Origin of the sequence: Blastococcus sp. CCUG 61487 (assembly GCF_005222955.1) — a bacterium.
Lineage (GTDB): Bacteria > Actinomycetota > Actinomycetes > Mycobacteriales > Geodermatophilaceae > Blastococcus.
This window is the reverse complement of record NZ_LWUA01000232.1, coordinates 1-21,995: the sequence shown is the minus strand read 5'-3', so window position 1 is coordinate 21,995 and position 21,995 is coordinate 1. Positions and strand designations below refer to the sequence as shown.

At 73.2% G+C, this 21,995-nt stretch carries 20 protein-coding genes and 2 pseudogenes; 6 read left to right on the top strand and 16 right to left on the bottom strand.

The window, feature by feature from the left end; genetic code table 11:
• Both A6V29_RS12590 and A6V29_RS12585 read right to left on the bottom strand, forming a co-directional pair.
• A pseudogene (locus A6V29_RS12590) lies at positions 1 to 886 on the bottom strand (hypothetical protein); the annotation flags it as partial.
• Positions 883 to 1,329: a hypothetical protein gene (locus A6V29_RS12585; protein WP_137160616.1), complete on the bottom strand. Its 447-nt coding sequence runs from the start codon at positions 1,327 to 1,329 to the stop codon at positions 883 to 885. The pseudogene A6V29_RS12590 and the gene A6V29_RS12585, both read right to left, overlap by 4 nt.
• A 189-nt stretch (positions 1,330 to 1,518) precedes the next feature.
• Between A6V29_RS12585 and A6V29_RS12580 the strand changes: the two genes are divergently transcribed.
• Together A6V29_RS12580 and helR are read left to right on the top strand one after the other, a co-directional pair.
• Complete coding sequence (locus A6V29_RS12580; RefSeq protein WP_137160615.1) at positions 1,519 to 2,523, top strand: hypothetical protein; 1,005 nt, start codon at positions 1,519 to 1,521, stop codon at positions 2,521 to 2,523.
• 98 nt (positions 2,524 to 2,621) lie between these two features.
• Positions 2,622 to 4,763 carry an RNA polymerase recycling motor ATPase HelR gene (helR, locus tag A6V29_RS12575; protein WP_137160614.1) on the top strand — a complete coding sequence of 714 codons (2,142 nt, stop codon included), beginning with the start codon at positions 2,622 to 2,624 and terminating at the stop codon, positions 4,761 to 4,763.
• A 45-nt stretch (positions 4,764 to 4,808) separates the two neighbouring features.
• On the opposite strand, the gene A6V29_RS21955 is transcribed toward helR, so the two are convergent.
• The 14 genes and pseudogenes from A6V29_RS21955 to mobF all read right to left on the bottom strand — a co-directional run bounded on the left by A6V29_RS21955 (position 4,809) and on the right by mobF (position 18,947).
• Positions 4,809 to 5,609 carry an Ltp family lipoprotein gene (locus A6V29_RS21955; RefSeq protein ID WP_212719343.1) on the bottom strand — a complete coding sequence of 267 codons (801 nt, stop codon included), beginning with the start codon at positions 5,607 to 5,609 and terminating at the stop codon, positions 4,809 to 4,811.
• Between the two features lie 203 nt (positions 5,610 to 5,812).
• Positions 5,813 to 6,793: a phosphotriesterase family protein gene (locus tag A6V29_RS12565; RefSeq protein WP_137160613.1), complete on the bottom strand. Its 981-nt coding sequence runs from the start codon at positions 6,791 to 6,793 to the stop codon at positions 5,813 to 5,815.
• A gap of 31 nt (positions 6,794 to 6,824) precedes the next feature.
• Positions 6,825 to 8,321 (bottom strand): class I adenylate-forming enzyme family protein, encoded by a 1,497-nt coding sequence (locus A6V29_RS12560; RefSeq protein ID WP_137160612.1) that lies wholly within the window; start codon positions 8,319 to 8,321, stop codon positions 6,825 to 6,827.
• A 137-nt stretch (positions 8,322 to 8,458) separates the two neighbouring features.
• Positions 8,459 to 8,641, bottom strand: coding sequence for a hypothetical protein (locus tag A6V29_RS12555; protein WP_137160611.1), 183 nt, complete (start codon positions 8,639 to 8,641; stop codon positions 8,459 to 8,461).
• A gap of 174 nt (positions 8,642 to 8,815) precedes the next feature.
• A complete protein-coding gene (locus A6V29_RS12550) occupies positions 8,816 to 9,823 on the bottom strand; it encodes an alanine racemase (RefSeq protein WP_137160610.1) in 1,008 nt (335 codons plus the stop codon).
• 47 nt (positions 9,824 to 9,870) lie between these two features.
• Positions 9,871 to 10,611: a DUF6572 domain-containing protein gene (locus A6V29_RS12545; protein ID WP_137160609.1), complete on the bottom strand. Its 741-nt coding sequence runs from the start codon at positions 10,609 to 10,611 to the stop codon at positions 9,871 to 9,873.
• Between the two features lie 49 nt (positions 10,612 to 10,660).
• Positions 10,661 to 10,906 carry a hypothetical protein gene (locus A6V29_RS12540; protein WP_137160608.1) on the bottom strand — a complete coding sequence of 82 codons (246 nt, stop codon included), beginning with the start codon at positions 10,904 to 10,906 and terminating at the stop codon, positions 10,661 to 10,663.
• On the bottom strand, positions 10,906 to 11,373 hold the full coding sequence (locus tag A6V29_RS12535) for a hypothetical protein (protein ID WP_137160607.1): 468 nt from the start codon (positions 11,371 to 11,373) through the stop codon (positions 10,906 to 10,908). The genes A6V29_RS12540 and A6V29_RS12535 overlap by 1 nt, the downstream gene beginning before the upstream one ends.
• Positions 11,370 to 11,801, bottom strand: a complete 432-nt coding sequence (locus A6V29_RS12530) for a TadE/TadG family type IV pilus assembly protein (protein ID WP_137160606.1) — start codon at positions 11,799 to 11,801, stop codon at positions 11,370 to 11,372. The genes A6V29_RS12535 and A6V29_RS12530 overlap by 4 nt, the downstream gene beginning before the upstream one ends.
• A gap of 88 nt (positions 11,802 to 11,889) precedes the next feature.
• Complete coding sequence (locus A6V29_RS12525; protein ID WP_137160605.1) at positions 11,890 to 12,096, bottom strand: hypothetical protein; 207 nt, start codon at positions 12,094 to 12,096, stop codon at positions 11,890 to 11,892.
• 28 nt (positions 12,097 to 12,124) lie between these two features.
• Positions 12,125 to 13,066, bottom strand: a complete 942-nt coding sequence (locus tag A6V29_RS12520; protein ID WP_137160604.1) for a type II secretion system F family protein — start codon at positions 13,064 to 13,066, stop codon at positions 12,125 to 12,127.
• A 67-nt stretch (positions 13,067 to 13,133) separates the two neighbouring features.
• On the bottom strand, positions 13,134 to 13,991 hold the full coding sequence (locus A6V29_RS12515; RefSeq protein ID WP_137160603.1) for a type II secretion system F family protein: 858 nt from the start codon (positions 13,989 to 13,991) through the stop codon (positions 13,134 to 13,136).
• Positions 13,988 to 14,935 (bottom strand): annotated as a pseudogene (locus A6V29_RS12510) (TadA family conjugal transfer-associated ATPase); the annotation flags it as partial. The gene A6V29_RS12515 and the pseudogene A6V29_RS12510, both read right to left, overlap by 4 nt.
• Before the next feature lie 355 nt (positions 14,936 to 15,290).
• The gene (gene mobF, locus A6V29_RS12505) at positions 15,291 to 18,947 is read right to left on the bottom strand and encodes a MobF family relaxase (protein WP_137160602.1); all 3,657 of its coding nucleotides are present in this window, start codon (positions 18,945 to 18,947) and stop codon (positions 15,291 to 15,293) included.
• A 261-nt stretch (positions 18,948 to 19,208) separates the two neighbouring features.
• On the opposite strand from mobF, the gene A6V29_RS22210 reads away from it, so the two are divergent.
• From A6V29_RS22210 to A6V29_RS12495, 4 genes are all read left to right on the top strand, one after another.
• Positions 19,209 to 20,516 carry a hypothetical protein gene (locus A6V29_RS22210; protein WP_502700091.1) on the top strand — a complete coding sequence of 436 codons (1,308 nt, stop codon included), beginning with the start codon at positions 19,209 to 19,211 and terminating at the stop codon, positions 20,514 to 20,516.
• Between the two features lie 22 nt (positions 20,517 to 20,538).
• Positions 20,539 to 21,111 (top strand): plasmid pRiA4b ORF-3 family protein, encoded by a 573-nt coding sequence (locus A6V29_RS22205; RefSeq protein WP_502700090.1) that lies wholly within the window; start codon positions 20,539 to 20,541, stop codon positions 21,109 to 21,111.
• Positions 21,112 to 21,134: 23 nt separating this feature from the next.
• Positions 21,135 to 21,332 carry a hypothetical protein gene (locus tag A6V29_RS21315; protein ID WP_212719338.1) on the top strand — a complete coding sequence of 66 codons (198 nt, stop codon included), beginning with the start codon at positions 21,135 to 21,137 and terminating at the stop codon, positions 21,330 to 21,332.
• A gap of 144 nt (positions 21,333 to 21,476) precedes the next feature.
• A complete protein-coding gene (locus A6V29_RS12495; protein WP_137160601.1) occupies positions 21,477 to 21,716 on the top strand; it encodes a PIN domain-containing protein in 240 nt (79 codons plus the stop codon).
• Positions 21,717 to 21,995 lie beyond the last annotated feature (279 nt).

Below are 21,995 nucleotides of genomic sequence, written 5' to 3'. Positions count from 1 at the left end.
CTGCAGCCGCCTGTGCCGGTGCGGCGGGAGCCGGGGGCGGCGCTGGTGCGGGGGCCGGCGACGGAGCCGTCACCTGCATCGCCGACGAGCGCGGGTCCGGCCCGGCGGCCGGCGGAGGAGACTCGCGATGCGCGACGGCGACCGCGACCGGAGCGGGTGCCGGAGCCAGCGCCTGCTGCCGCAGCGTCGCGTCGGCGTCCTCCGGCCAGTCGGGTTCGACCGCGGTCCACTCGTCCCAGTTCTCCGGGTCGAGCACCACGGGGAGCAGGTCGTGGGCGGTCACCGGGTCCAGCCGGGCGACGGTGGCCGAGCCGACGGCCGCGGCGGCATCCACGTCGCACGCCGTCGTCCCCAGAAAGTTGCGCCCCTGCTCGCACGCGGTCCGCTGCCCGAGGACGGCGGAGACGTCGGCGATCAGGGCGGCGACCGACTGCCGCAGAGCCGGGGCGGACGCCGGCCGCTCGAGCACCTCGCCCAGCTCCGTCGCGATCTCCGTCGCCCCGACGACCGGCATCGGCGCGACCGTCAGGACGGCGTCACCGGCCCCGATCGGCCACCGGCCGACCTCCCCGGGCAGCAGCACCGCGCCGTCGGGAACCGTCATCCGCACGACGGCGGCGATCACGCTGTTCTCCTCGCGCAGGCCCACCGGTGCGCCGACGTAGCCGCTCGCCCGGACCACGACCGGCCGGGACCTGTCGTTGTGCAGCACGATCCCGGCGCCGTCGACGCAGGCGTGCAGCAGGAAGTCCTCGGGAACCTGACCCCGGGTCTCGTCGGAGACGCACAGGTCCACCGCCTCCGCCGGAGCGGCGCCGGCCGGCGTTCCCGCGAGCGCCGGGAGGAGCACGACGACCGCGGCCGGCGCGACGGCCCAGCGCCTCATGTCGGGAACCCGCAGGTCGGTTGGGCCTGCTCGCCGACCCGGCGGAGGCCGTCGCTCACCGCTGCGCGGACCGGATCGGTGAGCTCGCCGTCGAGCACCGACCGGAGCGCGGCCACGAGCTCCTCCAGCGCCGCGGCCAGCTGCTCCTGCCCGCCCTCGGACCGCACCTCGGCCAGCACGTTCCGCATTTCCTGCACGGCGCGGCTCACCTGGGTGCGGGCGACGACGTCCGGACCTGTCGTCAGCGTGCCCATCGAGGTGGGCAGGTCGCCCAGCTCGCGGGACGCGGCCAGGTCGGTGCAGAAGTCGGGTGCGCCGGACGGCGCGAGGTAGGCGGGCAGGGCGGCGTCGTCCGGGATTGCCCTGTCGTCGTCGCCACCGCAGCCGGTCAACGCCGCGGCGAGCACCGCCGCGACAGCCAGGCCGACGACACCGCTGCGCACCACCGCAAGGTAGGAGCGCGGCTCGAACGGGGCACGGACTCCCTGGCGCCGTCACCCGACCGGGTGACCGACGTGCCGATCTGCTCACCGACAGCGACGGGTCGAGTGCCGACGGTCGTCGGAACGGGTGACTCCCCCGGACGGGTGAGACGCCGTCAACGCGCCGGTCCGGCGGACCGATGGGACTGCGTGACCCTCCTCCGGCACGGCCGTCGCCTGCGTGCCTTCGTCGTCCTGGCGTTCTCCGGTGCCCTGCTCGCCGCGGGGTGCGACGCCGACGGGCAGCCGCCGCTGCCGGACAAGTCGACGACGCAGGCGGCGGTGCCGGCCGTCGCCGGGTCCGCAGGCGAGCCCGGCTCCTCGGCCGGGACGACGGACTGGAAGGGCCTCACCTACGGGGTCCTCGACTGCTACCCCCGTGACGAGTGGATCGCCGACGGGCTGCCGGCCGAGGCGTGGGACGCCGAGACCGTGCAGACCACCACCGCCGACGTCACCGGCGACGGCGTCGCCGAGGTGCTCGTGCAGGTGACCTGCCCCGGCCCGACCTCGACCCGCCCCGACCACGTCGTCGTCTTCGATCCCACCGCCAAGACGCCCCGGCTGCTCGGCGTCCTCGGGGACGACCTGTTCCACCCCCGCGCGACGGTCACCACCGACGGGAGCACGGTGATCCTCAGCGGCGAGACGATCGCCGGGGACGACCCGTACTGCTGCCCCGGGCACTGGGGCGTCGTGACCTACTCCTGGAACGGCGTCCGGTTCGTCGTCACGTCGCTCACCGAGGCGCCCGGCGCGCTGCCGGTGGCCCCCGCACGGCTGGCCGACGGCGTGCACGTGGGGATGCTGCACTCGGTGGGCGACGACGAGCTGACCGTCGACCTGGTGGAGTGGTTCGAGGGCGAGGAGGCGCTGGCCGCCTGCCGGCAGGACGGCGTGCAGGTGAACCCGTCGGCCTGGTGCACCGAGTACTACGCCCGCAACGACGACGGCCGGGTGGTCCTCGCCCGGGTGTCCGACTCTGCGTCGCTCAGCTACCTGGACCTGGTCACCATGCGGGAGGTGTCGGTCCGGGACGTCGCGGAGCTGGCCGGCACGTACTGGGTGTCGGAGGAGCCGGACCTCGCCGGGTACAGCCGGATCCGGGTCGAGGGCGGCGTGGTCACCGAGCTGGAGAGCATCTACACGCCCTGAGCGCGTGCCCGCCACTCTCTGTGTAGCAGCTCTCGGCGGCCTTCATGAGGCCATTTTTTTCGATCTAGGGTCGCGGACCTCAGATCGGAGCTGATGCCGTGGAGCACCTGACCGCCAGCACGTTCGACCTCCCTCCCGCACTCGCCGCGAAGGCCGATCCGGCGCTGATCGCAGCCGACGAGCAGCACTTCGCCGTCATGGCCGAGAGCCTCCAGCAGTCGATCGCCGAGCTCTCGGCGCGCCTGGACGCCGAGCGACGGGCGCCCGGAGGCGCCGGCCAGGCGGCCCTGGACCGCGACCTCGAGATCCACCGGCTCACCGCCCGACTACGTACGCTGCGCCGCTTCGGGCTCGACCTCTGCCTCGGGCGCATCGTGGCCGCCGACGAAGACGAGCCGGTGTACGTCGGCCGGCTCGGCCTGACCGACGGCACCGGCCGCCGGTTGCTGGTCGACTGGCGCTCGCCGGCGGCGGAGCCGTTCTTCGCCGCGACCCACGCGCACCCCATGGGCCTGGTCAGCCGCCGCCGGTACCGCTGGACCCGCGGCCGGATCACCGACTACTGGGACGAGGTGTTCACCCCCGACGGGCTGGAGGGGCACGCGGCGCTGGACGACCAGTCGGCGTTCATCGCCTCGCTCGGGAGCACCCGCTCGCCGCGGATGCGCGACGTGCTGGCCACCATCCAGGCCGACCAGGACGCGATCATCCGGGCCGACTCGGCCGGCGCACTCGTCGTCGACGGCGGGCCCGGCACGGGGAAGACCGTTGTCGCGCTGCACCGCACCGCCTACCTGCTGCACGCCGATCCGCGGGTGGGGCACGACCGCGGCGGCGTGTTGTTCGTCGGTCCGCACGAGCCGTACCTGGCCTACGTCTCCGACGTGCTCCCGAGCCTCGGCGAGGAGGGCGTCCGGACGGCGACGCTGCGCGACCTGGTGCCCGAGGGGGCAGCCGCCCCGGAGGAGGCCTCGGGTGAGGTGGCGCGGCTGAAGGCGACCGCGCGGGTGGGCGAGGCGATCGAGGCGGCGGTGCGGTTCCACGAGGAGCCGCCATCGCGGGCGTTCGTCGTCGAGACCCCGTGGACCGACCTGCGGCTGAGCCCGGACGACTGGGCGGAGGCGTTCCAGGCACCCGACCCGGGAACTCCGCACAACGAGGCCCGCGAGCGGCTGTGGGAGGAACTGCTGGCGATCCTGGTCGACCGCGCAGACGCCGACGTCTCCCCCGACGAGCTGCGCGAGGTGCTGGGCCGGCACCGGGAGCTGCGGGCGGCCCTCGAGCGGGCGTGGCCGCTGCTGGCGCCGTCCGACGTCGTCGGCGACCTGTGGTCGGTGCCCGCCTACCTGCGCCGCTGCGCGCCGTGGCTCACCTCCGACGAGGTGCGGGCGCTCCAGCGTCCCGACGCCACCGCGTGGACGGTGGAGGACCTGCCGTGGCTGGACGCCGCCCGGCAGCGGCTGGGCGATCCGGGGGTGGAGCGCCGGCGGCGGGCGCAGGCCGCCGTCACGGCCCGGGAGCGGGAGCGCATGGCCGGTGTCATCGACGAGCTCATCCAGGGCGACGACTCGGAGCTGCTGCTGATGACCTCGCTGCGGCACGGCGACCTGCGCGACGCGCTGGTCGACGAGGAGGCGCTGCCCACCGCCGAGCGCGACCCGCTCGCCGGCCCGTTCGCGCACGTGGTGGTCGACGAGGCGCAGGAGCTGACCGATGCGGAGTGGCAGATGCTGCTGCTCCGCTGCCCGTCGGGGAGCTTCACGATCGTCGGCGACCGGGCGCAGGCGCGGCACGGGTTTCCCGAGTCGTGGCAGGAGCGGCTCACGCGGGTGGGCGTGCGCGAGCCGCGGCTGGCGTCGCTGACGATCAACTACCGGACGCCGGCGGAGGTGATGGCGGAGGCCGAGCCGGTGATCCGGGCGGTCCTGCCGGACGCCAACGTGCCGACGTCGATCAGGTCGAGCGGCGTGCCCGTGCAGCACGGGTCGGCGGCCGAGCTGCCATCGGTGCTCGACACCTGGCTCGCCGAGCACCCCGAGGGGGTCGCCTGCGTGATCGGTGACCCGACGTTCGCGGGCACCGAGCGGGTGCGCTCCCTGACGCCGGTGCTGGCGAAGGGGCTCGAGTTCGACCTGGTCGTGCTGGTCTCGCCGGAGTCGTGGGGTGCGGGCATCGAGGGCGCGGTGGACCGCTACGTCGCGATGACGCGGGTGACCCAGCGCCTCGTCGTCCTCACCTGACGTTCCCGCGGGAACGCGGGAGTGGTGCCCGCGTGGCCGCGAGGGTCAGTACCCCGCCGCGGTCGCGCCGTATTCGGCCTGTTCGCGGGTGAAGCCCTCGAACACCAACTGATCGATGAGTCCGGAACGCGAGAACGCCATGTAGTTCAGATAGTCCCGAGCGCTCTCGGCTGCCTGCTCGTTCCAGTTGACGTTCAGCCTGTCAACGGCCCAGGTGGCGTCTTCGGTCGAGTAGCCCTCGAAGTTCAACTGTCCGATCAGACCCGACCGCGAGAAGGCCGAGTACTTGAGGTAGTCCTGCGCGGTCCTCAGCGCGTTCTGCTGTCCGATCGTCCCGGCCGGCGGAGGTGGGGGCGGAGGCGGCGGAGGGGGTGGTGGCGGTGGCGGTGACGGCGCACTCGTGCGACTTGATTGCGGAGTGCTCGGAGGCGCCGTAGCGGTGGGACTCGGGCTGGCCGTAGGGCTAGGGGGCGTCGTCGAGGGGGTCGCTCGGGGCGTCCACGGCGACCGCTCGGACTCTGTCCGTTCCTGTGTTTCCGCCACTCCGGCCGCACCGAGCTCCCGTGTCTCCGTGTCCTCGCCACCGACGAGACCGGCAACGACGGCGAGAGCGACGACCGCAGCGCCGGCGATCGCCCACCATCGCGCGTACCAAGGCTTGGACGACTGCCCGGACGACGCCTGGTGAGGCAGCTCGTAAGCGGGATGTGGCGGAGGCTCGTCGCCCCAGAGCTGCCATCCCTCAGGAGGCGGGCCCCAGTTCGGGTCCGGCTGCCAACCGGGTGGAGGCGTCCATCCGGGAGGGGGTGCTGGCCAGTTCGGTGGCGCGTTGAATCGTGCGGCCATGTGGAGGAGCCCCCGCCAGTCGGACCATTGTGATGGCGCCCACTATGACCCGTTTCGAGACTGAGTGGGGCCAGGATGCGGGTGGCACGTCCTATCCCAGTCACGTACGTCGCCTGGCTACCACTGACCTCTTCCGCCGTGGGCTAGGAGCCGCAGTCTCCCCTCGATCCGTCCGACCGCGACCCCGATCCAGCTGGCGTTGATCACTCGAAGTAGCGCCGAGGCGTGTCGACCAGCATCTGCCGGAGCTGCTCCTCGGTGACGCCCTTCTCCCGCAGCATGGGCAGCACGTCCTTGCTGATGTGGGTGAAGTTCCAGTTCGGCGCGATCTGCTCCTTGGCGGCCTGCGCCTCCACCCCGGGGAAGTAGTCGATGTAGCAGCTCGCGTCGTGCGCCAGCACCATCCGGTCGGCGTAGCCGCGCTCGGCGAGGGCGACGATCGTGTCCACCCGCGAGGCCGTCGGGTTGTAGATGTCCAGCCCGAAGCGGTCCATCCCGAGCAGGCAGCCGGCGTCGGCCAGCTCGCTCAGGTAGTCGAGGTCGTTGCTGTCGCCGGCGTGCCCGATGACCACCTTGGTGAGGTCGACGCCCTCGTCGCGGAACACCTGCAGCACCATCCGCCCGGCCTGGTTGGCCACCGACGTGTGCACCGTGATCGGCGCACCCGTCGCGCGGTGGGTGGCGGCGCAGGCGCGCAGGGTCCGCTCGACGCCGGGGGTCAGGCCCTTGGCCTCCACCACGCACTTGAGGAAGGCCGCCTTGACCCCCGTGCCGGCGATGCCGTCACGGATGTCGCGGGTGAAGTCGTCGACCATCGGGTCGCGCGGCAGGTCGAGGAGCAGGCCCGGGCCGCGGTGCTCGTACTGGTGCGGGATCTCGTCGTAGGTGTACAGCCCGGTCGCGACGATGATGTTCAGGTCGGTCTGCTCGGCGACCCGCTGCACCCGCGGGATGTAGCGGCCCAGCCCCCACACGGTCGGGTCGACGATCGTGTCGATGCCGAGCGCCTTGAGGTCGTTCAGCTTCTGGACGGCGTCCGCCACGCGCTCGTCCTCGTCCCACCACCCGCCCTCGCCGAAGTTCTGCACGTGCTCGGTGGAGAGGACGAACACGTGCTCGTGCATGAGGGTCTGCCCCATGTCGGCGGTGTCGATCGGGCCACGGACGGTCTCGACGGTGGGCATGGTTTCCCTTCGGTTGGTGGGCGGCGGGGTGTCAGGACTGCGGCTGCCAGTCGGTGCCCTCGCGCAGGGTGGGCTTGAGGACCTTGCCCCCGGGGTTGCGGGGCAGCGGCTCGGACCGGACGACGACGTACTGCGGGACCTTGAAGTCGGCCAGGCGCGTGCGGGCGAACGAGACGAGGTCGGCGGCCTCGAGCGAGCGGCCGGGCAGCGGCACGACGACGGCGCCCACCTTCTCGCCCATCATCGAGTCCGCGACGCCGACCACGGCGACCTCGCCCACGTCCGGGTGCTCGGCGAGGGCGTTCTCCACCTCGACGCAGTACACGTTCTCGCCGCCGCGATTGATCATGTCCTTCATGCGGTCGACGACGTAGACCCGGCCGTCGTCGTCGATGCGGGCCAGGTCGCCGCTGTGCAGCCAGCCGTCGACGAACGTCTCCGCCGTCTGCTCGGGCTTGCGCCAGTAACCGGCGACGACGTGCGGGCCGCGGATGAGCAGCTCCCCCACCCCGGTCTCCGGGTCGGGGTCGTCCAGCCGGACGTCCACCACCGGCGCGGGGTACCCGACGGAGTCGGCGTGCTCGGCGGCGTCCTCGTGCGGCAGATAGGTCGAGACCGACGAGGTCTCGGTGAGCCCGAAGCCGTTGCCGACGCGGGCGGTGGGGAACGCCTGCTGGATGCGGTGCACCAGGTCCGGCGCGATCGGTGCCCCGCCGTAGCTGAGCGAGATGACCGAGGAGGTGTCGATGTCGCCGAAGTTCGGCTGCTGGAGGGCCAGCCAGTAGATGGCCGGCACGGTGGTGAGGACGTCGATCCGCTCGTCCTGGATCGCGTGGAGGAAGGCCTGCACCTCGAAGGCCGGCATGATCACCGAGGTGCCGGCGAGCGCGGTGACGACGAGCAGCTGCGAGTTGCAGCCGGTGACGTGGAACAGTGGGACCGAGATCAGCGTGCTGCGCGGCTCGCGGGGCAGCCGCAGGCAGCGCAGGCAGGTCTCGATGTTGGACAGGAAGTTCTCGTGGGTGGTCATCGCACCCTTGGGGAAGCCGGTCGTCCCGCTCGTGTAGAAGATCCCGGCCAGGTCGGTGTGCTGCTGGTCGGTGGTCTCCAGCGGGTCGCCGTCCGGGAGTGGCGCGCCCGGCTCGACGACGTAGGCGGCGCCGGAGTCCTCGACGACGTACCGGACCTCGGGCTCGGCGAAGCGGGTGTTGACCGGGACGACGACGGCGCCGGCGAGCAGCGTGCCCCAGAAGGCGTACACCCAGTCGCTGCCGTTGGGCAGCCGGTTGGCCACCCGATCGCCCGGCTGGACCCCTGCCGCACGCAGGCCACCGGCGACGCGGGCGGCACGGTCCCACAGCTGGCGGTAGGTGACCCGCTCGCCGCCGAGCTCGACCAGCGCCTCGCCGTCGGGCCGGCTGTCGACCGCCGTGCGGAGCAGCTGGGTCAGGTTCTGCGGCAGGTCGCGGTAGCGGCGGATGCCGTCCGCGCCCAGGTCGATGCCCTCACGGTCGAACGGGTAGGGCATGCCGACCTCGAGACGTCGTCGTCCGGTGCTGGTGGCCCGGAGTCTGTCGCTCGACGGGGTCGTCCGTCCACCCGAACCTGCCTGCGGCCGGTCCGCCGGCGTTCCCGCGGGAACGCCGGCGGTGGGCTACCGGCCCGCTACTGCTGCGGCCACACCTCCGCCACGCTGACCCCGGTGCCGGCGACGTGGTCGCCGTCGTGGTCGGGCTCGAGCGTGCAGATGAAACCCCAGTCGTTGGGGTCCGTCGCGTCGCAGCAGGGCGTGGCGTCGGTGCGGTTCGGACGGGGATCGGGGTCGCCGATCCGGTAGCGCTGGGACACGTGTGCCTCCCGGAGAAGGCGCCCGGCGAGCTGGTCACTCGCCGACGAAGGCGCCTTGCTCCCGGGCTCCGGTGCGCTCCATGGCGGTCCTCCCGTCCCTGCTTCGATGCCGTGCAGCCGAACCTAGGCGACCGATGGCGGCGGTGGAACGCCGTCGACGTTCCCGCGGGAACGTCACCAGCCGCGCATGTCGACCGGCCAGCAGTCGACGACCTCGTCGCCGTCGACCAGCCACATCCGCTCGTGCTGGGAGACGGTCGGGTCGATGTGCGCGGGGACCAGGCGCACCCGGTCGCCGACGGCGGGCAGCTCGCTGCCCTCGTCGGCGGAGAAGACGGTGTGCTCGTCCGAGCAGTACCAGATCGAGGCGCCGGGCAGGGTCGGGTTGCCGTGGTCCATGCCGAACGCCTTGAGCCCGGCGTCGGCCACGGCCCAGCCCTTGCGGTTCACCGAGACGACGGTGGCCAGCACGGTCAGTGCCTGCGCGAAGGGGACGTCGTCCTGGCCGGCATACGCGGTGTCCATGAGCGCGTAGGAGCCGGCCTGCAGTTCGGTGACGACGGCGTTGGTGCGCCACGTGCCGGTGCCGCCGCCGGAGAGGATCTCGCCGCCGACGTCGGCGTGCGCCTTGACCAGGAGGTCCATCGACTCCGCGGTCTTCTGCCGGCGCTCGTCGGGATCGGCCACGAGCATGAGGTGGCCCTCGTAGCCCATGACGCCGCGCACCTCGAGGCCGGCGGCGCGGGCGGCGTCGGCCAGCCGTCCGGCGTCCTCGGGGTCGCAGCCGCAGCGCGGCAGGCCGACGTTGACGTCGACGAGCACCTCGCGGACGCCGCCGTCGATGGCGGCCTGCAGTACGGCGTCGGAGTCGACGGCGACCGTGACCCCGGCGCCGCCGTCGACCAGCGCGCCCAGCCGGCGCATGTCGAGCACCTCGTTGGCCAGCAGCAGGTCCTCGCCGAGACCCGCCGCGGCCATCACCTCCATCTCGCGGACGGTGGCGCAGGTGAAGCCGGTGTGCCCGAGCTCGGCCTGCCGGCGGGCCAGCTCGCTGGTCTTGTGCGCCTTGACGTGCGGGCGGAGCCGGCGCCCCGGCCACACGTCGGCCATCGCGGCCAGGTTGCTGTCGAGCGCCGCCCTGTCGACGACGAGAGCGGGCGTGGTGATCTCGCTGAGCCGCATGCGCCGGAGCCTGTCATGACCTGCCCGCGGACGGCAGTGCCCGGTGGTCAGCCGGTTGCGGCGACCCGTTCGGCCAGCCAGGCGGGCTGCGACTCGGCCGGGCGCGGGAACCGGCGCAGCTCCTCGGCGTAGACCTCGGGGGGCAGCGGCCGGCCGCTCGGCTCGAGGTTGTAGTTGAAGCCGGGGACGAGCCGGCCGGCGGCGCGGTCGATGGTGAAGTCGAGTTCGAGCCAGGTGCCGCGCTCCGGGGTCCACATCAGCTGCTTGAGCTCCTCGACCGCCGCGCGCACGGGATCGGGGGCGCCCTGGAGGTCGACGCGGCCGTCCGGGGTCTCCGCGACGAGCGCGTCCTGGCGGCGGTCGCCGACGCAGGTGGCGGTGTAGCGCAGGTGCGTCCAGGTGTCGGGGACGGCCTGGGTGAGGCCGACGGCGATCTCGCGCAGCACCGCGGTCCGGTCGCGGTCGGGCGCGTCCTCGACCAGCCGCCAGTCGACGGAGACGCTCTCTCCGGAGAGCACGTGGCCGGCGGCGCGGAGCACGTCGAGGATCTCCTGCGGCGGCTCGCTGACCGTGTGCAGGATGACGACGACCGGCTCCTTCCCGACGCGCTCGGCGATCTGGCTCGTCTTCAGCGCGTAGATGTACGCGTTGAGCTTCGACCGCAGTTCCGCGGCGAGGACCGAGGTGCTGAGGGGGGTGTAGGCGCGGTCCTCGGTCAGCTCGAGGGTGAGCACGCCCTCCGGCGACCGGGCGATGGTGTCGATCGTCTGCGCGTCGCGAACCGCCATGCCCCGAGTCTCCCAGCCGCCCGCGGCGCCGCCGCCGGTTCCGCCCCGCTCACGACGGGCGCGTGCCGTCCGCCCGGATCAGCACGCGACCGTCCGGGTCCTCCACCGTGTAGTGGATCGTCTGCATGCGGATCTTGCCGTCTTCGACGAGGTAGCAGTCCGCACCGTCGCGGATCCGGAACGGCCAGATCCCGCGACTGAGCTTCGGGCATGGCGCACTCCCGGGTCGATCGGAGCGGGCTGCCGATCGTCCTCCTCCGCGCGGCGACGCGGAACCCGCGCCGTCGCGCGGCATCAGCCGTCGACGTAGCGGTCGCGCTCGACGACGAACTGGCCGGTCGCGGTGTTCGACTCGATGAACTCCGGCAGCATCGGGATGCGCACGGTCACGGTCACGCAGACGGAGAACTCCTCTCCCGGCGTCAACGTCGGCAGGTACGTGCCGGCCGCATCGCAGTCCGCACCCCGCGGCGCGTACTCCAGGCGCACGTCGGTCGCCTCCACCGCCTGGTCGCCCACCGCGAGCTCCACGGCCCGCCAGGCCCGCTGCTCGCCGGTCGCCAGGTCCGGCGCGGTGCCGAGCGCCCGGCCGGCCTCCCGCGCCGCCGCGGTCGAGGCGAATACCCCGCGCTGCACCGCCGAGAACCCGGCGACGATGTAGACCAGCGGCACGAACACGACCAGCGCGATGAACACGAACTCCACCAGCGCGGAGCCGCGCTCCCCCTCGATCTGCCCGAGCCGGGCCCGCCGCCACCTCACGCGCCCTCCTTCACCGCGCGCCCGGATGCCTCTAGCGGCAGCAGGTTCCCCAGCGCCGCCAGCAGCGAGGGCACCGAGCCGGAGCAGTCGACGACGACCACGGTGAGCCCGCTCGGGTCGATCTCCTCCCCCGACGTGCACGCCAGCCCCTCCGCCGTCCGCTGGGTGGTCGCCCGGCCGACGATGTCCAGCGTGCGCGCCGCCCCGGACGCCGAGTCGACGTCGGCGTTGGCCGCGAACCGGGCGCCCTCCTGCGCGCTGGCCACCACGACGTTGCGCACGTGCGCGTAGACGGCCACCTGCAGGACCGCCAGCAGCAGCGCGACGATCAGCATCGAGACCAGCACAAAGTCGACGACGGCGCTCCCGCGCTCCGAGGCCGCATCCGAAGTGCGCTCGCCCGAGCACCGACCCGGCGTGTTGATCATCGTCTGCGGGCTCGGGACGCGGTGAGACACGCCGATGCCGCGAACCCGCAGACGATGATCAACTACGCAGCGCCGAGGAGGCCGGCCGTCAGCCCGCACCGGTGACGGAGGTGAGCGCGTTGGTCACCGCGTCGACGATCGCCGTCCGGAACGGGATGAGGATGGCGAGCACGAGCGCCGCCGTCATCACGGTGATCATGACCCAGCCCGGGACGTCGCCCCGCTCCGGATCGTCGGCCCGGTACCGGGCGGCCAGGGCAGCGAGAGCCGCCGTCAGGTGTGCGAACGGGCGCATGGTGCGTCCTTCCTCCGTGTCCGCCGGCTCATCGCGCCAGCGAGACGATGCTGATCAGCCCCGGGAACAGGGCGAAGAGAACGGTGACCGGCAGCACCAGGAAGACGACCGGCACCATCATGGCGATCTCCTTGCGGCCGCCGGCCTCGAGCAGCCGGCGCTTGCCGGCCTCCCGGACGTCGGCGGCCTGGGCGCGCAGCACCTCCGCCAGCGGGGTGCCGCGCTCGATCGCCACGAGCAGACCGTCGATGAACCGGGCGAGCGGGTCCAGCGACGTGCGGTCGGCGACCTGCTGCAGCGCCTCGGTCAGCGGCACACCGGCGCGCGCCCTGCCCAGCGCGTTGCCGAGCTCCCGGGCCAGCTCGCCACCGGACAGCCGGGTCACCCGGGCGATCGCCGCGGTGGGGCTCTCCCCCGCCGTCACCGCCAGCGCCAGCAGTTCCGCGATCACCGGGAACTCCGCGAGGAGCAGCTCCTCGCGCTGGTTCACCTGCTGGGTCAGCCACCAGTCGCGGCCCAGCACCCCACCGAGCAGCCCGGCCACGCACACCAGCCCGGCGCTGAGCACGTTGAGGCTGCCCGCGGCCACCGTCCCGACGCCGACGACGACGAGGCTGCCCAGCAGGCCGAGCCCGCCCCACACCACCTGCTCGATGCGGAAGTCCTCGACGGTCATCTCCCCGCCGAGCGCGTCGAGCCGGCGGCGCACGGCGGCCCGGCCGCCGAGGAACCGGTCGACCAGCCGGGCGCCGTCCCCGATCACCGGTCCGAACACCCGCCGCACCGCGACGAGCAGCCCCGGCTCGGTGGCGGTGCCCAGCAGTCGCGACGGCGGCGGGGTGTCGTGCACGTAGGGCGCCAGCCGGTCGACCAGCCGGACCGCCCGGAACGGGGGCGCGTACCGCACCGCGAGGATCAGGCCGCCGGCCGCCACCAGCCCCAGCAGCATCCCGGTCAGCGAGGGGCTCACGATGCCACCTCACCGCTCCGCGGCCAGTTCGCTCCGCTCCTCGCTCTTTCCTCGCTGCGATGCTCACTCACTGCAGCACCCGCACGTCCTGGGGCAGCCGCCCGATCCGCAGCATCAGCCGGTAGGCGGCCAGGCAGACCGCACCCCCACCGACGAGGATCACCGTGCCCATCGGGGTGTCGTAGGCCGACAGCGTCGTCGACTGGGTGGCGAGCAGGAGCAGCACCACCCAAGGCGCGGCGACGGCCAGCCGGGCCGCCGAGACCACCCAGCCCTGCCGCGTCTCCAGCTCCGCCCGCGCCCGCGCGTCCTCTCGCAGGAAGGTCGCCAGCGTGCGCAGCACCCGGCCCAGGTCCGTGCCGCCCACCTCGCGCGCCACCCGCAGCGTCTCGACGATCCGGTCGCCCACCGGGTCGGCGAGGTCGGCCTTCAGCCGGTCGAGCCCGGCGCCGAACCGCCCGCTGGAGCGGTAGTCAGCAGCGAACCGCGCGAAAGGCGGCCGCAGCACCTCCGGTCCGCGCGTGCTCAGCGCCGACAGCGCCTCGGGCAGCGACATCCCGGCTCGCACGGCCGACGAGAGGTTGTCGACCACCTCCGGCCAGACCTCGCGCAGGTCGGCCCGCCGCTTGTCGGCCAGCCGGCGCACCTGCACGTGCGGGATCACGAAGCCGAACAGGCCGAAGGCCAGGCTCACGGTCACGGTGCTCGTGGTCAGCAGCACGACGACGGTCACCAGCAGTCCGAGCCCGATCTGCAGCGCCAGCAGCTGGGCGGAGTTGATCCCCGTCAGCCCGGCCGCGGCCAGCAGCTGCTGCTGCCGGCCGGGTCGCTTCGCCGACGGCGCGGGTGCCCGCGTCCCACTGCGCCAGATCAGCAGCAGGCCCAACCCGAGCAGGAAACCGATCAGCGCGCCGGACTCGGTCATGCCAGCAGGCCGGCGAGGTCGAAGCCGCGGGCGGCGAACCGGTCGGGGTGCGGTGGGTAGCCGTCGGCCCGGACGAGCCGGCCGTCGCGGGTGGTGAACACGTCGGCGGTCTCGATCACGCCGCCCTCGGCCCGCCCGGGCAGCGCCACGATCTCCCGGACCCGGCGCTGGCCCGACGGGTCGGTGCCGACGTGCACGACCAGGTCGATGCTGGCGGCCACGGTCGGGACGACGAACGCCGTCCCGATGTTCTCCCCGGCCAGCAGCGGCAGCGTGCACATCTTGACCACGGCCTCGCGCGCGCTGTTGGCGTGCAGGGTGCACATGCCCGGGAGGCCCGAGTTGAGGGCAATGAGGAGGTCGAGGCACTCCTCCTGCCGCACCTCGCCGACGACGATCCGCGAGGGCCGCATCCGCAGCGCCTCCTTGACCAGCCGGCGCAGCGGGATCTCCCCGGCGCCCTCGAGGTTGGGCTGGCGGGTCTGCATCGCGACGACGTCGGGCAACGGCACCCGCAACTCGAACACTTCTTCGCAGGTGATCACCCGCTCCTGCGCCGGGATCGCGGCGCAGAGGCAGTTGAGCAGCGTGGTCTTGCCGGCCTGCGTCCCGCCGGAGACGAGGACGTTGAGGCCCGCCGCGATCGCCGCCTCCAGGAACCGGGCCGCCTGCACCGTGATCGTGCCGAGCGCGATCAGCTCGTCGAGCGAGTGCGCCTGCAGGACGAACTTCCGGATGTTCACCGCCATGTGCCGCCGGGTGATGTCCGGGATCACGACGTGGAGGCGAGACCCGTCCGGCATCGTCGCGTCGACGAACGGGGTCGACATGTCGATCCGTCGACCCGAGGTGCGCAGCATCCGCTCGACCAGGTCGGCCAGCTCGCCGGGCCCGAGGATCGTCGTCGTCAGTTCCGACCGGCCGCGCCGGGCGACGAAGACCCGGCCGGGCTCGTTGACCCAGAACTACTCCCGGCCGATTGACCACGGACGGACGTTGACGGTAAGTGTCGTTGAGCTGGACTTTTGGCGTCTGTAGTCGCTAGCTGGTGAGTGCCGGGACTGGCCATTCTGCGGACTAGTTGCGGACTGGCTGCGGACCAAGATCGCGTGCGTCCCAGTCTTTTACCTCCCGAGACACGGCTTCCGTATTCCCCCGGATCAGCATCGCCGAGCGGCGCAGGCTGGCCAGCGAGCCCGGACGCTGCCCCTCCGGGCGCAGCCTTGCTGTCCGGCTTCCGCTCCGGCTGTCGGGCGCAGAGCTGCCTCCGCGTGGCTGGCGGGGCGCCACCCGCGGGCCTCATCGCCCGATGCCTGGACCAGCGGCGGTGCGCCGGGTGAGCGCTGCGAGGTCCTCGGGGCGCGGGAGGCTGACGCCCGGTTCGGGGGAGGTCAGCACCGTGGCGGCCGATCGGTGTGGGGTCGGGTCTGCGTCCTGGTGTGCGCGCCAGGTGTCCCGCTCGTGGGCGAGGCGGTCGGCTGGCTGGGTGAGGAGAGCTGGCTCGGCCGTCAGTCGCGCGATGCGAGCTCGGATGGCGGCCAGTTCGGTGTAGGTGGCGGCGATGTCCCGGTCGGCGTCGGACAGTTGCTCCGCCGGGTCGAGGGTCCAGGCGAGGGGTCCGAAGCGGGCGAGCCGGTCCTCGTGCTGACGGCGGGTGTCGGCCACCGCGGTCCCGGCGTGCCGGTGGGCCTCCTGGGCGGTGGCTGCGGCCGCAAGCACCTGGGCGTGCTCGGGGTGGGCGTGTTCGGCGTGGTGGCGGGCGTAGGAGTCGAAGGCAGTCCATAGCCGGGGTCCGTCGTCGGCCCGGTCGGCCAGGCGCGCGATCTGCTGCGGGTCGGTGGGCATGGCCGGCAGGTAGGGGCGCCAGGCCGCGGCCCAGTCGACCAGCTGCTCGGCGGCCCGGTGCACCGCCCCACGCCGAAGCCGGAGACGGCCGGGACCGTCGAGCACGACCTGCGCGGCGTCGCGGGCGGCGTCACGGCCGGTGTCCCATCTGCCGAGCAGCGTGTCGCGGATCCGGTCGGTCTCGGCGATGACGGCCACGCCGCTGGCATCGGCCCGCGCCGTCGCGTGGCGCGCGTCGATTCCCGCCTGCCGATAGGCCTCGGTCAGCGCGGCTGCCCGATCGGCGTGGGCGGACTCGAGCGCGACGATCTCGCGCAGCGCGTCCCGGCGCGGCAGGTCGGAGGCGAGCCGAGCCAGGCAGCGCTGCTCGACCGTCCACGCTGAGTGCAGGTCGGCGAGCGCCTGCTCCAGCGGACGCTGCTGGGCGTAGCGGGCGGCCTCGGCGGCGGCCAGCCGGGCGGCGTGCGCCGGGCCGAGGTCGGCGCGGTCGCGGGCGAAGACCGCGAGCCACTGCTCCCGCGCATCGGCCGAGTCGGTCGCCACGAGGTGGGCGGTGTTGGCCTCCCTGCCCCGGGTCATCCCGACGTAGGCCGCGGCCGCGCCGGTGTCCTCGCCGACCAGCAGGTGCGCGGCGGTCACGGTGTCGCCCTGGGTGCCGTGCGCGGTGGTGGCGTAGGCCAGTTCCACGTGCGCGGTGACGTAGTGGGCGGGCAGCACCCGCGCCCCTGTCCCGGCCGGGGTGACGGCGGGGGTGACAGCGGCGGGCACGCCGCCGGCGGGGGTGACATGCGGGGTGCCGGCGGGGGTGACGAGCAGCCCGCCGTCGGCGTCGACGGCGGTGACCGTCCACACGTCGCGGTTGGCGACCTGCAGGTCGCGGTCGTTGCGGCGGGTGGCGATCCGGTCGCCGACGCCGATCCGCTCCCCCGCCCCGGTGACAACCACGCGCCGGTCGTCGACCCGGCCATCGGTGACCAGGCGGTCCCGGATGGCGGCGTTGAGGGCGGCGGCCTGCTCCCGGGTGGCGACCACCACGGCCACACGCACCCCCGCGGCGTAACCGTCGGCCGCGACGGCGGCCAGCGCCTCCCGCAGCGCTCCGGGGTCGGTGTGCAGCCGGATCTGCCCGCGGGCCAGCAGCGCGTCGAACACCGTCCCGGGGTTCTCCCCGGCGCGCATCGCCAGGGTCAGCTCGGCGTACTCGGTGTCAGGGACCGTCACCCCGCCGTCGGTGCGGGTGAAGCGGTGCACCCCGACCAGGGTCAGGTGCTCGGTCGGGTCCACCTGAGCCGCGGCGAGGTCCAGGACGCCACCGCGACCGACCGCCGGCAGCTGATGCCGGTCACCGAGCAGGGCGAGGTGCACCCGGCACTCGTCGGCGACCGTCAGGAGGGCCCGGGCGGTGTCCTGGTCCAGCATGCCCGCCTCGTCCACGACGAGCAGATCCCTCGGACGCAGCCGCGCCCCCTCCCGTGGGCCGGCGTAGAAACTTCCTGTGGTGGGGCAGACGTCCCCGATACGGAGGCGGGTCCAGGCGCCGTCGTCGTTCCAGCGCCAGCCGTACTCGAAGGCCAGCCGGGCCGCCGACCCGGCGACCGCACCGACCTCCGCGGCGACGACCTGGGCCGCCTTCAGCGTCGGGGTGACGACCACCAGCCGGCGCCGGTGCTCGGCGAGCAGAGTCCTGGCGGCGGCCAGGGTGGTGGTCTTGCCGGCGCCGGCCGCGCCCTCGATCACGACCAGGGCCCGCTGGCCGGCGAGCGCGGCCACCGCCGCAGCCTGGCCGAGATCCAGCCGCGTGCCGCCCACGGCGATGTCGACCGGTGGTGTCAGGTCGGGGCCAGGGGCACCGGCCGGGCGCTCAGTGGCGCGGAAGGCCAGCCGGGCGGTGAGGTCGGCCTCGACCGCGAGCACCGGTCGGGAGGTCCAGGCCCGGATGTGCTCGGGCACCCCGTCCCGCGGCAGCAGCGGCACACACCGGTCCAGGGCGCGGGCGGTGAGGTCCTCGGCCAGCTCGATGCGCACCGCCGCGTCGGTGACGATTCCGGCGGCGGCGATCAGCCGCTCGACCTCCCCGCGGATGTCCGCGGCGTTCCACGCCGAGCGGCCGGCGGCCAGCCTCGCGAGCACCCGGCCCACCGCCGCCGGTCGATCCAGGGCGCCGATCGGCGTCGGGCGCAGTGCGACGGGGCAGTCGCGGGGCCGGTAGCCGAGGGCGTCGAACTCGGCCTGCCAGCGTTCCTCCAGCCTCGTTCCGGGCTGCGGGGTGACCTTGTCCGGGCGCCCGTCGGCCCACGCCCGGGCGTCCCACGCGCGGCGCAGCACCGGGCCGGGGCGTTCGCCGGGGTGCGCCGCGGTCCATTCGGCTTCGTAGCGGTCCACATTCCTGGCGATCTGCGCGTGCCGCGCGCTGAACGGGCCGACATACTCCGACAGTTCTCGGATTTCTCCGGTGGTGTCCTTGGTGTAGCCATGCCTCGCGAACGCGGCGTTCAATTCCGGATCACAGGCCATCGCGGCGTGCCCGAGCCCGTTGATCGCATTCAGGGAATCCCGGACGCCGACGGTGTGCAGGCCCCGCCATTTCCCGGCGGCGAACACCCGGGCGTTGATCTGCAGGTGCAGATGCCGGTGCGGGTCCTGCGCGCGGGAGGTGTAGTGCCGCACCGTCACCGCCTCGGCCACCTCCAGCGGCACCTGCACCTGCCCGCCCCGCGGGCCGACCCGGGTGGTGGCGTGCTCGGCCAGCCAGCCGATGATCTGCCCGGCTGCGCGGTCCTGCGCCGCCTCGTACGCGGCGGCGATGTCCGGATGCAGTGCGGCGGCCAGCGACCAGGTTTTCGGGCCGTTGACCACCACCTCCACGAACCGCACCGCGTGCGCGTCGTCGCGCAACTGTCCCCGCGGCTGGCCTGTGTCCGGGTCGCGGCCGGCGACCCAGGTTTCGTAGGTGTCGCCGGTTAGCGGCGGCAACTCCCGCACGCCTCCCTCGGTGGCGGTGAAGCGGCGGGCGAACCCGGTTCCCTCGGCCAGATAGTAGTCATCGGCCCGGCCGCAGCCGACCTCCAGGTACTGCCGGGCCGCGGCCGGCGAACCGGCGTAGACCTTCATCCCACCATGCATTCCCAACGCCACCCAATAATGCCCAACAAGTCCACCCCTGAAAACGCCGATGGGCCCCGCGAAGCGGGGCCCGAACTACCTCCGAAGGTAGCATGCGTGCCGTCGTTCTTGCAGGGCTTTCGGAAGGTTCCCTGAGCCATTTTCGGAAGCCCGTCGGCCATCGCTGTCGAGAATTGTTGATGAGCGTTGCCGGGGGTGTGGACGGAGGTCGGGCTCTGTTCGCGACGCCGGATCCGCGATGATGGCGCCGTGCATGTGGACGAGGCGGACCGTGTCTACCGCGAGCTCAGGGAGGCGGTGGCCGGCCCGCCGGAGACGTACGCGCGGGTGCTGGAGCGGGCGCTCGCGGTCTGCGAGGCCGACCCGGCCGCCGGTGGGTACCTCGACGCGCTGGAGCTGCACGACGAGCTCGCCGGGGCCTACGACCGGCTGGGTCGGGTGGAGGACGCGCTGCGGCACGCCGACGTGCTGGCCGAACAGGGCTACCGGAGCGAGCCGGATCCGCGCTGCCGGCGGGCGGAGATCCTGACCCGCCACGGGCGGCTGGCGGAGGCTGCGGCGATCTGGGACGAGGTCGCCCGCGACACCCCGGACGACGTGTGGCTCTACAACAACGCCGGGCTGGAGTACGGGGCGATCGGCGAGCACCAGATCGCGCTGGCGTGGCTGACGAAGGGCTTGGAGTTGGCGCTGCGCACTGGGGACCCGGAGCGGCTGGTCGGTCAGCTGCGGGGTCTGCGGGCAGACAGCCTGGCCGCGCTGGGTCGGGAGCCGGACCGGCTCCAGACCGCCGAGCCGCGGCCGGTGGCGCGTCCGCCTTCGCACCGACCGTCGCCGACGCCAAGCCCTGCTCCGATCGCCAGCGGTCACGCGCGGCACGTACCGGCGGCCTGGGCGTGGCTGCCCGCCGACGAGTACCCGCACCTGGAGGAGCGCTGGCCCGACATCGCCGACGGCCCCGCCACTCAAGCCAACGGCGGCGGCGTCGTCGACCACGCGATCTACTGCCGCCGGATGGAGAGGCGGCTGCGTGAGGCGTCGGACGTCGGAATGACCGCGATCCGCATCGCGCCGGTCCGGTGGACGGAGTTCACGTCCTGGCGTAAGGAGAACCGCGAGGACGGCGATCCGGCGGATCTGCGCGCCCGATACGCCGCCGACCTGTGCATCGACCCGTCGCGAGTGATTACCCGGCCGCCCGACCGCAACGACCACTGCTGGTGCGGGACCACTCCGGACGCAAGTACAAGAAGTGCTGCGGTGTACCGGACCCGGGCGGCGCGCGGTGAGGACCACCCGGCTGCGGGTGACCCTGCGCGAGGTCGAACCGACGGTGCAGCGGGTGATCGACGTTCCGGCGTCGATCACCCTCGACGAACTGCACAATGTGCTGCAGGTCGCCCTGGGCTGGACCGACTCGCACCTGCACCAGTACCGCACCGACTCGGCCGTCTACTCGAACGCGAGCGAGGGCTGGGGACGGAAGTGACACCGAGGAGCAGGGCGTGCAGCTGTCCCGCTTCCCCCGCGCTTCGACTACCTCTACGACTTCGGTGACGGGTGGACCCACGACGTCGAGGTGCTCGGCCCCGGCGGCGACGCCCCGGGCTGCGTCGACGGCGCGGGCACCTGCCCGCCGGAGGACTGCGGCGGCCCGCATGGCTATGCCGAGCTGCTCGACGCACTGGCAGATCGCCGACACCCCGAGCACCAGGCGATGCGCGAGTGGGTCGGCGCCCGGCTGCACGCATTCGACCGGCAGGAGACCGACCAGCGGGTGCGGAACGCGGTGGGCGAGGTCCCGGAGAGCGTCCGGCTGCTGCTCGGCCTACTGGCCGACGGCGTCAAGCTCACCCCGGGCGGGCGACTGCCGCGCGTCGTCGTGCGCGCTGTCCAGCAGCATCGTCCGGACTGGTATCCGCTGGGCCGGCCGGCGTCGATCGAGGAGGACCTGCTCCCGCTTGCCGCGCTGCACGACATCCTCCGCCACGTCGGCCTGCTGCGGCTGAGCCGCGGCGTGCTCCGCCCGACCAAGGCCGCCGGCGACGAGGTCGAGACGGTCCGCCGGCTGCGGACCGGGTTCCCGCCGCGAGGGTTCTCGACGATGGTCGCCGAGCGCGCGGTGGTCCTGATCGCCGCGCGGGACCGCTGACGACCGGCGATCTGGCCGGCGAGGTGTTCTTACTGCTCGGCCACGGCTGGCGGCGCGGGAACGACCCGATCACGGTCGCCGACGTCGACCGCGAGCTGTACCGCCTGGAGAATCAGCTGGCGGCGCTGGACCTGCTCGCGACCACCTGGCACGCGTGGACCGTCGGACCGTCGGACCGCTCCCTGCTGCCCGGCGCAACACTTCTGGCCGACCTCGTCTGAAGGGCCGCTGCTCGCGTAGTGGCAGGCGTGAATTTCCCGGGTCGGACGTCACGCCACGGCCCCGATGACGTGAAGAAGTACAGGTCACCTCGCACAACGGCGGAACGCCGACGAAGGCCGCTTCGCTCATGGCGGACCGACGACGTGGGCCACGAGTGCGGTGATGCGGGTTCGGTCGCGCATGCTGTCGCCAGCGCGCGCCAGGCCGAGGGCGCTGGGACGGCTGAAGTTGCCTCCGCACGCGCCGCGCCGACGGTTCGCGCCTGGGCGCAGCGGCAGTCTACCCACGAGCTGTCGATCAGCGTCATCACCGTCATGGAGATCGAGATCGGCATCGCCCGACTGGAGCGGCGGGATACGGCCCAGAGCGAGGTGCTGGGTTGATGGCTCGAGCACCATCTGCTCGCTGCACCTCGGAGTCGCACTCGTCAATCCCTGGGACGAATAGGTAGACGCGCGGCCATGGACCGGCGTCCCACATGGCAATACGCGCCCGAAACCACGAGTCGATCGAGTCATGACTCACTGCCATGTGAGCAAAGTTCGGTTGGGTGGGTTGCGGCTCGCCAGCCAACCGGGCAGCTGGTCGGCGGGCAGCGGCGGTGACCAGTGGTAGCCCTGGCCGAGGTCGCATTCCAGGTCGACTAGGGCGTGTCTCCTAAC

Bases quoted from the DNA above. Each gene is read 5' to 3' on its own strand.
- A6V29_RS21955 (WP_212719343.1), bottom strand. From the start codon at position 5,609: ATGGCCGCACGATTCAACGCGCCACCGAACTGGCCAGCACCCCCTCCC.
- A6V29_RS12565 (WP_137160613.1), bottom strand. From the start codon at position 6,793: ATGCCCACCGTCGAGACCGTCCGTGGCCCGATCGACACCGCCGACATG.
- A6V29_RS12560 (WP_137160612.1), bottom strand. From the start codon at position 8,321: ATGCCCTACCCGTTCGACCGTGAGGGCATCGACCTGGGCGCGGACGGC.
- A6V29_RS12550 (WP_137160610.1), bottom strand. From the start codon at position 9,823: ATGCGGCTCAGCGAGATCACCACGCCCGCTCTCGTCGTCGACAGGGCG.
- A6V29_RS12545 (WP_137160609.1), bottom strand. From the start codon at position 10,611: ATGGCGGTTCGCGACGCGCAGACGATCGACACCATCGCCCGGTCGCCG.
- A6V29_RS12540 (WP_137160608.1), bottom strand. From the start codon at position 10,906: ATGCCGCGCGACGGCGCGGGTTCCGCGTCGCCGCGCGGAGGAGGACGA.
- A6V29_RS12530 (WP_137160606.1), bottom strand. From the start codon at position 11,801: ATGATCAACACGCCGGGTCGGTGCTCGGGCGAGCGCACTTCGGATGCG.
- A6V29_RS12525 (WP_137160605.1), bottom strand. From the start codon at position 12,096: ATGCGCCCGTTCGCACACCTGACGGCGGCTCTCGCTGCCCTGGCCGCC.
- A6V29_RS12515 (WP_137160603.1), bottom strand. From the start codon at position 13,991: ATGACCGAGTCCGGCGCGCTGATCGGTTTCCTGCTCGGGTTGGGCCTG.
- mobF (WP_137160602.1), bottom strand. From the start codon at position 18,947: ATGAAGGTCTACGCCGGTTCGCCGGCCGCGGCCCGGCAGTACCTGGAG.